General features: G+C 56.1%; 12 protein-coding genes and 1 pseudogene. 10 read left to right on the top strand and 3 right to left on the bottom strand.

The window, feature by feature from the left end; all coding sequences use genetic code 11:
* Positions 1-17 precede the first annotated feature (17 nt).
* On the top strand, positions 18-1,022 hold the full coding sequence (locus C5Y44_RS01835) for a DNA-directed RNA polymerase subunit alpha (protein ID WP_075722367.1): 1,005 nt from the start codon (positions 18-20) through the stop codon (positions 1,020-1,022).
* A gap of 72 nt (positions 1,023-1,094) precedes the next feature.
* The gene (gene rplQ / locus C5Y44_RS01830) at positions 1,095-1,607 is read left to right on the top strand and encodes a 50S ribosomal protein L17 (protein ID WP_105323408.1); all 513 of its coding nucleotides are present in this window, start codon (positions 1,095-1,097) and stop codon (positions 1,605-1,607) included.
* A 111-nt stretch (positions 1,608-1,718) separates the two neighbouring features.
* Here the strand turns inward: rplQ and C5Y44_RS01825 are convergent, their stop codons facing one another.
* Positions 1,719-2,096, bottom strand: a complete 378-nt coding sequence (locus C5Y44_RS01825) for a hypothetical protein (protein WP_105323407.1) — start codon at positions 2,094-2,096, stop codon at positions 1,719-1,721.
* A 253-nt stretch (positions 2,097-2,349) separates the two neighbouring features.
* Here C5Y44_RS01825 and truA point away from each other — a divergent pair, with 253 nt between their 5' ends.
* Positions 2,350-3,216, top strand: coding sequence for a tRNA pseudouridine(38-40) synthase TruA (gene truA, locus C5Y44_RS01820; RefSeq protein ID WP_105323406.1), 867 nt, complete (start codon positions 2,350-2,352; stop codon positions 3,214-3,216).
* Between the two features lie 48 nt (positions 3,217-3,264).
* Positions 3,265-4,488, top strand: a pseudogene (gene eccB, locus C5Y44_RS01815) (type VII secretion protein EccB); the annotation flags it as partial.
* Here eccB and C5Y44_RS01810 read toward each other — a convergent pair.
* Positions 4,427-5,785: a S8 family serine peptidase gene (locus tag C5Y44_RS01810; RefSeq protein WP_369831057.1), complete on the bottom strand. Its 1,359-nt coding sequence runs from the start codon at positions 5,783-5,785 to the stop codon at positions 4,427-4,429. The pseudogene eccB and the gene C5Y44_RS01810 sit on opposite strands and share 62 nt — an antisense overlap.
* Positions 5,785-7,125 (bottom strand): type VII secretion integral membrane protein EccD, encoded by a 1,341-nt coding sequence (gene eccD / locus C5Y44_RS01805; RefSeq protein ID WP_233189782.1) that lies wholly within the window; start codon positions 7,123-7,125, stop codon positions 5,785-5,787. The genes C5Y44_RS01810 and eccD overlap by 1 nt, the downstream gene beginning before the upstream one ends.
* A 136-nt stretch (positions 7,126-7,261) precedes the next feature.
* Here eccD and eccCa point away from each other — a divergent pair, with 136 nt between their 5' ends.
* The 6 genes from eccCa to rpsI all read left to right on the top strand — a co-directional run bounded on the left by eccCa (position 7,262) and on the right by rpsI (position 14,088).
* Positions 7,262-10,969: a type VII secretion protein EccCa gene (gene eccCa, locus C5Y44_RS01800; RefSeq protein ID WP_105323403.1), complete on the top strand. Its 3,708-nt coding sequence runs from the start codon at positions 7,262-7,264 to the stop codon at positions 10,967-10,969.
* 2 nt (positions 10,970-10,971) lie between these two features.
* Complete coding sequence (locus C5Y44_RS01795; RefSeq protein WP_105323402.1) at positions 10,972-11,982, top strand: type VII secretion-associated protein; 1,011 nt, start codon at positions 10,972-10,974, stop codon at positions 11,980-11,982.
* Positions 11,983-12,135: 153 nt separating this feature from the next.
* The gene (locus tag C5Y44_RS01790) at positions 12,136-12,450 is read left to right on the top strand and encodes a WXG100 family type VII secretion target (protein ID WP_105323401.1); all 315 of its coding nucleotides are present in this window, start codon (positions 12,136-12,138) and stop codon (positions 12,448-12,450) included.
* A gap of 66 nt (positions 12,451-12,516) precedes the next feature.
* The gene (locus C5Y44_RS01785; protein ID WP_006823267.1) at positions 12,517-12,804 is read left to right on the top strand and encodes a WXG100 family type VII secretion target; all 288 of its coding nucleotides are present in this window, start codon (positions 12,517-12,519) and stop codon (positions 12,802-12,804) included.
* A gap of 301 nt (positions 12,805-13,105) precedes the next feature.
* Positions 13,106-13,549 (top strand): 50S ribosomal protein L13, encoded by a 444-nt coding sequence (gene rplM, locus C5Y44_RS01780; protein ID WP_066792468.1) that lies wholly within the window; start codon positions 13,106-13,108, stop codon positions 13,547-13,549.
* Positions 13,549-14,088: a 30S ribosomal protein S9 gene (gene rpsI, locus C5Y44_RS01775; RefSeq protein WP_066792469.1), complete on the top strand. Its 540-nt coding sequence runs from the start codon at positions 13,549-13,551 to the stop codon at positions 14,086-14,088. The genes rplM and rpsI overlap by 1 nt, the downstream gene beginning before the upstream one ends.
* Positions 14,089-14,225: the final 137 nt, after the last annotated feature.

Below are 14,225 nucleotides of genomic sequence, written 5' to 3'. Positions count from 1 at the left end.
CGACAAGGAGAAGTTCCATGCTTATTTCACAGCGCCCACAGGTTACCGAGGAGTTCATCGATTCCTCCCGCTCTCGGTTCGTCTTCGAACCACTGGAGCCAGGCTTCGGCTACACCATCGGTAACTCCATGCGTCGGACCCTGCTGTCTTCCATCCCTGGTGCAGCAGTAACTTCCATCAAGATCGAAGGTGTTCTCCACGAGTTCACCACCGTCAATGGTGTGAAGGAAGACGTTTCCGAAATCATCTTGAATGTAAAGAGCCTGGTGCTTTCTTCTGACTCTGACGAGCCAGTAGTTATGTACCTGAGCAAGGAAGGCCCTGGCGCAGTCACGGCTGGCGACATTCAGCCGCCAGCTGGTGTGGAAATCCACAACCCAGACCTGCACATCGCAACTCTGAATGACACTGCGAAGCTGGACATGGAACTCGTCGTTGAGCGTGGCCGTGGCTACGTTCCTGCAGCACCAACTTCTGGTGACATCGGACGCATTCCGATCGACCAGATTTACTCTCCAGTGCTGAAGGTCTCTTACAAGGTCGAAGCTACTCGTGTTGAGCAGCGCACCGACTTTGACAAGCTGATCATCGACGTGGAAACCAAGAACTCAATTTCTGCTCGTGACGCTCTGGCTTCTGCCGGTGGCACCCTGGTCGAACTCTTCGGCCTGGCTCGCGAGCTGAACACTGCTGCTGAAGGCATCGAGATCGGACCATCCCCACAGGAGTCCGAGTACATCGCGGCTTACAGCATGCCAATTGAGGATCTGAACTTCTCCGTACGTTCGTACAACTGCCTAAAGCGTCAGGAAATCCACACCGTTGGTGAGCTCGCAGAGTGCACCGAATCGGACCTGCTGGATATCCGCAACTTTGGACAGAAGTCCATCAACGAAGTGAAGATTAAGCTGGCTAACCTGAATCTGGCTCTCAAGGACACCCCTGAGGACTTCGATCCAACCCAGCTGGAAGGCTACGACGCTGAAACCGGTGACTTCAAGGATCCGGCTGAATCCGAGTAAATAGCAATTGTGCTAGACCGAGAAAATACTCGGTCGCGCGCTCTACCTAATCCGCACACGAGGAGTACTTAAATGCCTACCCCTAAGAAGGGTGCCCGTCTCGGCGGCTCCGCTAAGCAGCAGGCTCACCTGCTGAGCAACTTGGCTGCTAGCTTGTTCGAGCACGGCGCAATCAAGACCACCGATGCGAAGGCGAAGATCCTTCGTCCATACGCTGAAAAGATCATCACCAAGGCTAAGGGTGGAACCCTGGCTGACCGTCGTGCAGTGCTGAAGCTCATTCCACACAAGGATGTAGTTGCACACCTCTTCGACGACTTGGCGCCACAGTTTGAAAACCGTGCAGGTGGCTACACCCGCACCGTTAAGCTGGACAACCGTTCCGGCGACAACGCTCCAATGTCCCAGATTTCCCTGGTTCTCGAGGAGACCGTTTCTGCAGAGGCATCCCGCGCAACCCGCGCAGCTGCTTCCAAGAAGGCTGAAGAAGAAGCTGTTGAAGAGACCGCTGTAGAGGAAGCTCCAGTAGAGGAGACCGCTGCAGAGGAAACTCCAGCAGAAGAGGCTAAGGAAGAAGAGAAGTAATTCTCTAGCTTTATAAAGCTTCAAAGGGCCGTGTACTAAAACCACTTAGGTTTAGTACACGGCCCTTTTTCATGCGCTTGGCCGCTTATGCAGCCAGCGCGGAAAGTTCAATTAAGGCAGGAACTTCTGGATCTGTGGCCAGAAGTTAGCAATGCCAGCGATGATAGTGGCGATGATGCCTACGCCCAGGATGGCCTGCTCGTTCTCGGAAGAACCCTTGTCCTTGTCACTTTCGGTCTTATCGGAGCTGGCGAGCTCGTTGTTGCCCTCTTCAGAGCTGGACTTCTTGTCATCCGTGGTGTTCTCGTCGCCGTTGGAGGAGCCAGAGAAGATGCTGTCGTCAGAGGAGAGACCCTCAATGCTTGCCTTGATGTCGGAGGAGGTGCCCTCTAGGTCCTCTGCAGCGCCAGCTACGGGAGCGGTCAAAGCGCCAGCGGTCATAATCGCAGCAGCGCCAGCAACAGCGGTGAACTTCTTGAACTTCTTCATTCGAGTATTTCCTTCCGGACTTTAAAGTCCTTGTGTGAGTAAAGTGGCACATCATAAACTAAGTGACTGTTGTGAGGCCAGAGGCAGGCCCGCAAGCCATATCGCAGCATGGTTACGCTCGCGTCTGCTGTTAAATTCGATGACAAATCACCAATATTTGAGGAGTTTGCTGACTCTTTAGGCATTGTCCACCGCAAACGTGGCGGCGACGGAGTTTTTCAATCGCCCTCATGCGGGGGTAGGATCGGGGGCTATGACTGACTCTAGCGACCTTGTCCGGCTGCGTTTCGATATCGCCTACGACGGCACCGATTTTCATGGGTGGGCAAGGCAAAAAGGAGACTTGCGCACGGTGCAAGGGGTCCTGGAGCGCAGCTTGTCGATGATTCTGCGTCACCCCATCGAACTGACCGTCGCAGGACGTACTGACGCCGGCGTGCATGCCGCGGCTCAGGTCGCGCACGCAGATGTCCCGCGTGAGTGCCTGAACCAACGCAGCATCGATGGCGATCCAGCGAAGTTGGTGCGTCGTCTAGCCAAGCTTGTCGATGCCGATATCCGCGTCCAGAATGTCAGCTTTGCGCCGGCAGGTTTTGATGCCAGGTTCTCGGCGCTGCGTCGGCATTACCTGTATCGCATCACCACAGACCCAGCGGGAGCTTTGCCAACGCGCGCTCGCGATACGGCTATGTGGACAAAGCCAGTTGACATTCACGCGATGCAGGATGCTGCTACGGCCCTGGTGGGCCTGCACGATTTCGCGGCCTTTTGCAAGGCCAAGCCCAATGCGACCACCATTCGTGACCTGCAGGAATTTTATTGGGTCGACGCTTCGACGCCGACCGAGCCGAACCTGTATGAGGCACATGTCTCCGCCGATGCTTTTTGCTGGTCGATGGTGCGCTCGCTTGTCGGCTGCTGCTTAGCAGTAGGCGAGGGGCGACGGGATATCGACTTTGTGGCGGCGATGTTGGAGGAGACCGCGCGGTCATCCTCTATTCCGGTTGCCGCAGCTAAGGGATTATCGCTCGTGGGTGTTGAGTACCCAGACGATGCTGATTTGGCTGCCCGGGCCGCTGTAACCCGCGATAAAAGAAGCGCTGCCAAAGATTTAACTTAAGGCTAAGCTAGCAGATACAGCACTGGCATTTCGGGGGAGAGTTTCGCTGTGTCTAAAATCTTGCCAACTACCAAAGCACAGGTATCAGGGCACAAATTTCTAGTGCGGCGAATGCAGCACGCACTAGTTCTGGGCGATATCAGCATGATTCACGACCCGCTGGCAAGCCGGCGGCGTGCGCTTATCTTCGGGGTAGTGGCGGTTGTGCTGATCGCATTAGGCTCAGGGCTTTTGGCGTGGCTGCGCCCTGACCCGGATCCTGGCCAAGCTGAACTCTTGAGCTCCGAACAAGGCCAGCTCTATGTCCGCGTGGATGATGTAGTGCATCCGGTCGCGAATCTTGCATCTGCCCGTTTGATTCTGGGGAAAGCTGCTGAGCCAGTCACGATCGGTGCTACGGCTCTGGATGATGTCTCCTTGGGTACGCCGTTGGGCATTGTCGATGCGCCCCTTGCGCTGTCCACCCCACCGCAGTTAGACCAGCTGGGGCCGTCACAACCGCATTTGTGGGCAGCGTGCCTTGCCCAACCACGGTTTGACGAACCACCGTTTATCACCAGTGCTACCCGTGATTTGCCACAACGCGGACACGAACTCATCGTGAGCGCCGGTCATGAATTGCAACCTTTAGCGCAACCGGCAGCAGCATATTTCAGCCACCAGGGCCGCGACTGGCTGGTTTCTACTCAAGGCAGAGCACTACTGCCAGATGCCGATAGCGCCGATGGTCGAACTATCCGTCGTATTTTAAAACTAGACAATCCCGTGGATGTTCCACCCGAGTTTCTCAATGCTTTCACGGAAGCACCGCCAATAGAGATTCCTGACTTCCAGCTCTTACGTGCGGGAGACGAGCTGTGGGCTGAAGTTGGCAGTGATATAGCCGCGGTAACCTCGACCCAAGCCGCCATTATGGCTGCAGCGGGAGCCACTACCCGTACGGTCACGCACGCTGAGCTGGCAGAATCTAAAACGGTCTCGCATCCAGCTATCGATGCACTGCCTGCCACCGTGCCGAGCATCGTGGATAGCGTTCAACCTGGCACTAGCAATGAGGACCAGGACTGGCTATGCGCTGACTCAGAAGGCTCTGCAGTGTCCCTGGCGCCGGTGAAAAATGCAGTGGAGCTTTCAGGCGATAGCCCGGCGCGCTATTTCACCGGACTGACTGGTGGAGCTGTGGCGGTCGATACCGGATCTGGGCTGCACATCATCGAAGAAACTGGCCGGCGCCACGAGTTGCCCGATGTCGAGCACGTCGATGCTTTGGGCGTTGCCGTTCACGAGGCTGCTTGGCCGATTGTGCGCTTACTTCCGGAAGCTTCGCCGCTAACACGTGAGAGCGCTGTCGCCGCGAGTTATTAATTACTCCGGTAATAAATAGCACAAGAAAGACCACCACACCGGTTGCTGCAATCAGCATTTTCAGACGCGCCGGAGCCGGCGATTCCTCAGCGGTTCCAGGGGATAAGGCTACGGTGCGTACCTCCTTGGGCATACTTTCGGGCAGATACTCTAGTGCTGCGAGGGGATTGTGAACATGATGGGCTGACTGTGCGGAGGCGTAGATAATCTCCCGAATCTCCGTCGGGGTTAAATGCGGATTGCGTTCTAGAAGTAGTGCGACGGTGCCACTGACAGTCGGCGTGGCATAACTTGTGCCATTAAATCCACCTTCGGTGCCATTTTTGATTGCTCCACGCATCCATCCTGTGCCGTTGGGATGCACAGCAATATTAACCGTGCCCGGTGCTGAAACCCATTGTCCTTGTGCAACAGGGAGGGAGTATTCGGCTAATTCATATGCGCTGGATAAAGCAGCAACCGTAATGACGGTATCTTCGACCGCAGGATAGACCACCATGCCAGGCTCACACTCGCCATCGATATTGCCCGCTGATGCTAGAACCACCACGTTTTCATCTTCGGCACGGCCCAGAGCCTCGGATAGCCCGTGCGAATCCAGTGTGGCGGCGCGTTCTTTGCTGATGCACGCCACGACAGACAAACTAATGACATCTGCTTCATTATCGATAGCAGAGTGCACCGCCTCAGCCATCGTTGCTAAAGAACCTGCGCTTTCCGAGTCCGGGGAATTGCGATAGTGCTGGGAGGATTGCCGGATAGATAATAGGGTCGCATCGGGAGCAATGCCCATATCGCGGGCGCCGATAACACTGGCAACCACGGTGCCGTGGATATCGCAGTCATTCAAAGGCTCAGCATTATCTGGTGTGACTAAGTCCTCCCCAGGCTCAAGCCGCGGAAATTGTTCATGCCCGAAAGCCCCCGTATCAATAATTGCGACTTTGACCCCGCGTCCTGTTGCCAAAGCATGCAGGCGCGAGCGATAATCCTGCTGTTGCGGGCTAAACCCCGGCCCCTCAGCAGAACCGATAGGCACAGCGCAGGGGACATCTTGTGCCTTCGCGACGGGGGCCATTGGATACAGCGGTTCCAATGGCCCGAAGGCATCGAATGACTCGAGAGGAGCGAATGGCACGACAGGGGTATGTGGTAGGGCCACTATGCCCACGATGGCTGCCAGTGCGATTTTTACCTTGCGCATTAGCCCAGCCCCCGGATGAAGTCGAATAATCCGGCCACGTGCGCGGCCATCGGCAGACACAGCACCAAAGCTGCTGCCTCAAGTCTCTCGCACCACTGGACCATAGTCGGTGAAGCTTGTGAAATCCGCGGCGCCCACCACGGCGATACAAGCGCTGCAACAAGGGGAAGGCACGCGGCAATCCACAGTAGGGGATGGACCTGCCCGTAATAATCTGCGACTGCAACAACCACGGGCGCAGACAAGGCAGAGCACGCAGCCAGCACCGTTAGCGACCACTGCACCATGAGGTGTCGATGCCTGCCAGCATGCAGGACAACTGCAGCGCACAGCGTCAAGCACAATAAAGTACTAATAATCGGGGTATTAGCGCTGGTGAGCGCAAGATATCCCACAGCGATAATGGTAGCGGCGGAGACGCCTAAACACATGCCTTCATAAATAAAATGAGCTTGAGCAGAACGTTTATCAACGTCATCGACAAGCTCATCTGAGACCGCTAAATCTTGCCCGGCCGTGGGCAACTGGGGGACCCGTAGCCCGGCAAACATCGTTGACAGTCCCGGCGCGCTGGCAAGGACAGCAATCGCCGCAGCAATAACTGCGCCGTCGCTGTGCGGGGCACTAAGCCCTGCAAGCAACAACAACACCGCGATGACTCCTGCCGCACTGGTGGTGCGCGCATGCGCAATGCCTATTACATGACACCCCAGAGCCACTATCGCGCACATCAGCGCGGCTGCGTAGAAGCCAAAGCTCAACTCGCGCGCAGACTGTATGGTCCAGCCTGCCGCAAAGTTACCTGTAATTGCTGCACCCGCAGCAATCGCGGCCGAAGAAATAATCAGCCATCCTAAAGGCAGCCGCCGCTTCCACACCGCTAACACCGCCGCGCCGATCGCAACTATGAGCGCGGCCATCGCCAATGCCAGCGCAAGCGATTGCCCGCTTAAAAATCCTCCGACTGCACCAGTTGCAATTAGCGCTACAACCGTCCACAACAGCACAATTCCGCGTGGTGCATCTGCTGTGGCTGAATCCACGAGCGCCTCCGCCGAGTCTCGAATCACGGGTGCCGGGGTGTCCTCGGCAGGAGACAGGAGCACCACGGAGCCATCGACAAGCTGGGTAGCAAACAGCGGTGCCGATTGATCCACAGGTCTTCCGCCTGCCGTTGTAGCCCGCCACGGCTTAGTCACCGATGGCGCCCCGATAAAGTCTGTGACCTCCGCGAGCAGTTCATTAAAAGACGATGACACCGGCAAAGCCAGATCGGCTTCTTTGCGGAATTCACCGACATGACAGCGCACAGTAACGCGCACACTTTGTGAAAAATTCACTATTTCCCCCGAAATGAATATGAAAGTTGCAGGCTCCCCACCTTGCCCAACCGCCTCTATTGTGGCTTACTAGTGGGGGCGTGTCCACACCGACTGGGTGGGCGCATGCTTCTTCGGGGGAAGAGGGGGAATTTAAATGGCGGTCATTGAACCGGTGTCATTTGCGTTGCGCGATCCTGCGCCGCCGTTGCCCACGGGCAGCTTAGATGCAGAAGCTGTCCCGCAAGCTACGCGCAGCCAACCGCTGCCTTTAGTGCGCATCCTTATGCCGCTGGTGATGGTCGTGGCGATGCTGGGCATGGTGGCGATGATGGTGCTTTCCTCACAAGGGCCACCCAACCCGCTGATGCTGATGTTTCCGGTGATGATGCTAGCCAGTATGGCGATGATGTTTAATCCCCAAAGTGGTAATGATCCGGATGAATCCCGGCGCACTTACCTGCGGCATTTAGCATCGTTGCGCACTGAGGCCCTAGACAATGCGCAGGCCCAACGGCGCCACGGACTGCATCGCCACCCCGCGCCGGGAGACCTGCAGGCGATGGTGAAGTCCACCAGGATGTGGGAGCGCGCAGGCGGCGATGAAGATGCATTTGAAGTACGAGTGGGCTTGGGGCCGGCGGCGCTGGCCACGCCGATTAACGTGGCAGAATCCGGTGCTGCCGAAGACCTTGACCCGGTGTGTGCGGTGAGTTTGCGGCATACTTTAGCAGCGGTGAGCACGGTGGCAGATATGCCGGTTGCGTTGCAGCTGCAGGCTTTTCGCTTTCTCGGCCTAGCCGGCGAGGGAGCGCGTGAGGTCGCACGCGCGATGGTGTTGCAATTAGCCACATTCCATGGCCCGGAAACGGTGGGCTTTCGCGTGATCGGGCAGGGGTGGGATTGGCTCAAGTGGCTACCGCACACGCGGCGCCCAGAAGCAGCGCAGTTTACATGCTTGCTTGTCGATGACACCCCGACCACCGGAATTGAGCCTTTCATCGACGATGCCAGCATAGATTGCATCATCGATATCGCTTCTCGGCGCACGACTGCTTTAGGGATTCGCGCCGAGCAGGAAGGGCTTTTCTTACTTGTCGATGAAGCCTTGCGCGTGGTTACCGCCACCGGCGATGAAGATCTCGGTATCCCGGACAAGGTGAACGCGAAAACCGCGCTGACCTGTGCCCGCGCAATGGCTGAGTGCACACGCCCTGAGACGACTGCCGCTGATACGCGCGTGGATTTCCTCAGCCTGCTGGGCTTTGCTGATGTCTCTGAGATGTCGGGTAATGCGCTGTGGCCAGGGCGAGCCGGCTCCGCCCGTCTCGCCGTGCCGATCGGCCTTTCGCCGGCACAAACTCCAGTGATGATTGATTTGAAGGAATCCGCGCAAGGTGGCATGGGCCCGCATGGGCTATGTATTGGAGCTACCGGCAGTGGTAAATCCGAAACCTTGCGCACCATTGTTTTGGCTCTTGCAGCAACGCATTCACCAGAGGAATTGAATTACGTACTCGTTGATTTCAAAGGCGGTGCCACCTTCCTCGGATGCGACCATCTTCCGCACACCGCAGCGGTGATTACCAACTTAGAAGATGAAGCCGCACTGGTAGAGCGCATGTATGACGCAATTTCGGGGGAGATGAATCGGCGGCAAGAAATCCTGCGTGAAGCTGGAAATTTTGCCAACGTTAGCGAATACACCGCCGCACGTGATCAAGGCCGTACGGATTTAGCGCCACTTCCTGCCCTTGTGATTGTGGTGGATGAGTTTTCGGAATTGCTGATGCAGCATCCTGACTTCGCCGAGCTCTTCGTCGCCGTCGGACGCTTAGGTCGCTCCTTACATGTTCACCTGTTGCTTGCTTCCCAACGTCTGGAAGAAGGCCGGTTGCGTGGGCTGGATTCTCACTTGTCATACCGGTTGGGTTTAAAGACTTTCTCCGCCGCCGAATCCCGCCAGGTCTTAGGAGTTCCTGATGCATATCATCTGCCGAGCGAACCCGGCGCGGGATACTTAAAAACCGATGCCGATGCGATCGCGCGATTCCAGGCCTTTTACGTGTCCGGCGGAATCACCCGGCGCAGTACGAGTACTTCCACGAACACTGACGCGCATCGCGGAATCGTGGAATTTACTGGCTGGGAAGAAGATATTTCCCCAGGCCACACTGAAGATACTTACGTGGATAATTCCACGACATTGCTAGCTGAAGTTGTGGATGCCACCCGTGCTGAAGCCATAGCGCGCGGGCAATCCGCGCATCAAATCTGGTTACCACCATTGCCACCAGCAATTGAACTCTCCGCCGTCGCGGCCGATTTCCACCCGAACCGCGATGCACTTAACAGCGCATCGCATAGTAGCGCGTCGCGTAGTCGCGACTCACGTATCCACGCACCCATTGGCATTATTGACCGGCCCTATCATCAACGCCAAGACTTGCTCATGGTGGATTTAACTTCCGGCCATTTGGCGTTATGCGGCGGCACCCAGGCAGGAAAATCTACTGCCATGCGCACCATCGTTGCATCGCTTGCAGCGGCCTATTCACCCGACTTCTTACGCTTTTATGTCATTGACTTAGGTGGCGGGGCATTAAGTGCTTTGCAGCGTTTACCGCACGTAGCCGGGGTTGCAGGACGCCATGATGCGGAGAAAGTCCGGCGCATCGTCGATGAAGTTACGGGCTTTATTAACGCCCCGGAATCGCGCCACACTTTTCTGGTGGTTGATGGCTGGCATGCCATTGGTACCGCGGGCGCGGATTTTGAAGATATAGCGGAAGCTATTACCAAGATTGCCGCCGATGGGCCATCTGCCCGGGTGCACGTGATTATCTCCACGCCACGCTGGACAACCATGCGCCCTGCCATCCGCGATCTCATCTCGGAGCGGTTAGAGCTTAAACTCGGCGAGCCGATGGACTCGCTGTTTGACCGCAAGAAGCAACAAGGCCTCCCCAGCGCGCCGGGACGTGGAATTACCCCTGCTGGTGAGTTCTTTTTATGTGCGCGCACGTCAAATCAAGATATCGCTCACATCGAATCTACATGGTCAGGTATCCACCCGGTGCCACGATTGAAGATGCTGCCCGAACAGCTTAGTGTCAGCGACCTTCTATCCCCAGAAGTTGATTCCAACACAAGTAGCGGGGATGGAATCCTGTGGGCTGTAGGAGGACGCGACTTGGATGTTCAAGCCTGGGATACCCGCCGCAACTTTGTAGTAATTGGCACCTCGGGGGTGGGCAAATCTTCAGTGATTGCAACATTATTGCAGGGCATTGCCGCCAAGCCACGGGAAGAAGCACGCATTGTGCTCATCGATGAACGCCGCAGCCACCTCGGCACCATTGACGAGGCGATGCTTGCCGCTTATTCAGCAACCTCAGCCGCAACGGAGAAAGCCTTGCGTGACTGCGCGACCACGCTAAAAGCCCGTTTGCCCGGCCCAGAGATTACTCCAGCGCAACTAGCGGCACGCAGCTGGTGGTCGGGACCAGATATCTACGTGGTGATCGATGATCTCGAGTTGATTAGCGATATGGCACTTGCACCACTCGTCGAGTTATTACCGCATGCTCGCGATATCGGTTTGCATGTAGTTGTGGCACGAAAAGCTGGAGGAATTGGCCGCGCGCTCTTTGGACAATTTCTCTCACAACTACGTGATACCCAACCGGAAGTCTTTGTCATGGACTCTACCCGTGATGAAGGCACGATGTTTGGCATCAAACCAGCGGCCCAGCCTCCTGGACGTGGGCAGCTAGGTATCGGCGGAGAACTCGTCGGCCTATGCCAGGCTGCGTTACCGCAACACGAGGTAACGCCAGAAGCTGTCAAAGTAGCTGAAGGATAAAAATGTCACTGTATGAATCACACACCATTGACCTGACCATCACAGTTTTAGATACCGCCACCATCTTTGAAGGCCCGGAATCTATCTATCGTTATGACCTCCCTGGCACCGCAGTCGTTGAAGGGTGGGCGCTATCTGGGGTGATGGAGCAAGCTCAAAAATTACTCCCCGCGCAATGGCCAGAGGTATCCATAGCAGTGGTCGCGGACTCTTCCGGCGGGCCGATGTCGCATGAAGCGGTTAAGATTATCCGCCGTCAACTGCAAGTGCACAATGTCACTCTTGTTGACCGCGAACCGGTCGCCGTAGGTGCAACCTATGACGAGCCGCCGCAAAGAGAGCAGAGGGAACTGCGGGACGAGACCGAAATTATTCGGCCCGCTCTCGAAGAAGAGACCTTATTATCGCGTCTTTTAGACAACAAGGGCCTCATGGCGATCATCGCTGGGGTAGTTGTGGTCGCAATCATGCTGGTCTGGCTGCTGCTACGAGGCGCTACTCAGCAACAACAAGAAGCAGTTGCAGGCACCGTTAGCATTGCCGCAACACCTGGGGTGACAACACCCGCGGTAACCACCGCCGCACAGACTCCCACGACGTCATCATCGGCGCCAGCACACCAATCGGTTGAAGCTGGTGGATTACGAGTGTTACTGCCCGAAGGCTTTAGCCACACCGAGGAAGATGGACTAGTTACTGCGACTGGACAAGATCCGAATCTGCGCATCTTGATGGTCATGGATCCGCTCTATGCAGTGCCTGCGAATGCTTTATTCGCCGAGGTCCGCGCGCAAATTGATAGCGATGAGACTCTTTCCGATCCCCATGAAGCCAATGGGCGGTTGAGTTATATCGAAAAGCCCGGCGATGACTCTGAAGTGAAGTGGACTACCTGGGTCGAAGATGACCAGCAAATATCTCTTGGCTGTCATACCCGCGAAGAGCCAAGTATGGCCCAGCGCGCGGCCTGTCGCATGGCGTCGGAATCGATAGAAACCGTTCCTGAACGATAAACCGTGTCTTAAAGAATGCCTTAAAGAAAAGGCACGGAACCTTCTGGAAGATGTGTCAGTCCAATGTAGTTAAGGAAGCACGGTAGCAACACAACTGCGGTTTCCGATGGACACTGTCACGCCGATGATAAACCCACAGAAGGGGAGAGCACCATGAGCCAAATGTTTAAAACCGAAGCAGAAGTAATGATTGCGACCGCAGGTCGCGTGGATACCACCAATGATGAAGTCGCCGCCGAACTCACCCACTTGCAGGGTGTAGTTGACCAAGTACGCGCAAGCTGGACGGGTTCGGCGCAGGTGTCTTTTGACAACCTGATGAACCGCTACGATGCCTCCGCGCAGCAACTGCAGGAAGCACTGACCTCTATCAGCGAAAATATTCGATCGAATGCTCGCAACTTCGACAGCGTCGAGGCTCAGAACCAAGATGCTTTCAACAACGTCGGCGGCGGGCTCGCGCTCTAAAAATCACACCGCACAATCAGCTGGATTTATACCTCTATATATAAGGACAAGAAGGAACTAGCCATCATGAGCGAAATCAAATACCAATTCGGCGCCATCTCCAATGCCGCAGCAGATATCAATTCCACTTCCTCCCGCATCAACGGCCTGCTCGATGATCTTAAAGGTGTCATCGCACCGATGGCCGCGACCTGGGAAGGCGAGAGTGCTGCCGCGTATAACGAAGCACAGGCCAAGTGGGACAAGGCAGCAGCGGAACTCAACACCGTGCTGGCTACCATCTCTAACACCGTCTCCCAGTCCAATGACCGCATGAGCGATGTCAACCGCCGTGCGGCAGCAAGCTGGGGATAACTGAATTCAATAATCATTCATTCAGTTATGAACTAATGTCCCAGGCGGGATAATGCACCAGGGGCGCTGTTTGAAGAAGTGGGCTTTTTGAAGGCTGGGGCTTGGCATCGAAAAGCAAGGCACTTTCAGCGTCTCTGGTGTGTTTTGGTTTTTGTGGGCGTGGACATTATGCTGTATACCCTGTGTGCTTTGTCGGCGGATGTCGGCGCACGGTCAGCAGGTCTCCACCGGCCGCTGCTTGACTGTGTATGAGCACGTAGCGCTGGCCGGCAGCCCCCAGAGACAACTCCAAGGAGTCATTTTGTCTACTTTCCACCCAAAGAGCGGTGACATTACCCGTAAGTGGTACGTCATCGACGCAACTGATGTGGTTCTGGGCAAGCTTGCTTCCACCGTGGCAGACATGCTGCGCGGCAAGCACAAGCCTCAGTACGCACCAAACGTTGACTGTGGTGACCACGTCATCATCATCAACGCTGAAAAGATCCACATTTCTTCCAACAAGCGCGACCGCGAAATGCGCTACCACCACTCCGGTTACCCGGGTGGTCTGCGCTCCATGACCCTGGGTCAGTCCCTGGACGCCAACCCAGCGCGCGTAATCGAAGAAGCTGTTACCGGCATGATGCCGCACAACAAGCTTTCCCGTTCCTCTGCAAAGAAGCTTCACGTCTTCAATGGTGCAGAGCACCCATACGCCGGCCAGAAGCCGGAGACCTTCGAGCTTAAGCAGGTGGCACAGTAATGGCTGATAACGAGAACTTCGAGAACAACGTAGCTGACGCTGCTGACATCGCTGCTGCAGCTGCTGCTACCGAAGAGTTCACCAACACCATTGGTGATTCTATCGCTCCAGAGGCAACCGCTGAGACCGAAGCTGAAGCTCCAGTCTTGCACGAGGGCCCAATCCAGACCGTTGGTCGTCGTAAGCGCGCAGTTGCTCGCGTACGCATGATCCCTGGTTCCGGTGAAATCGTCGTCAACGGCCGTAGCCTGGACGACTACTTCCCGAACAAGCTGCACCAGCAGGACATCTTGCTGCCACTGACCTTGCTGGACCGTGAAGGCCAGTTCGACATGAAGGTTTCCGTCAACGGCGGTGGCCCAACCGGTCAGTCTGGCGCATTGCGTCTGGCTATTGCCCGTGCACTGAACGTCTACAACCCAGCAGACCGCACTGCCTTGAAGAAGGCTGGCCTGCTGACCCGTGACGCACGTGCAGTTGAGCGTAAGAAGGCTGGTCTGCACAAGGCACGTCGTGCTCCGCAGTACTCCAAGCGTTAATCTTTCGCTTTTTATTCAACTCACCCGTTGTTGTTTCTTTTCCGGAAGCAGCAACGGGTTTGTTGTTTCTGTGCCTGCATGCGGGGGCACGTTAGGGCTTGTTGCTGCCCCAAATCAACAAATCAGACATACACCAG

Origin of the sequence: Corynebacterium sp. J010B-136 (genome assembly GCF_002967075.1) — a bacterium.
In the GTDB taxonomy this organism is placed as follows: domain Bacteria; phylum Actinomycetota; class Actinomycetes; order Mycobacteriales; family Mycobacteriaceae; genus Corynebacterium.
This window is presented reverse-complemented; position numbering and strand designations above follow the sequence as displayed.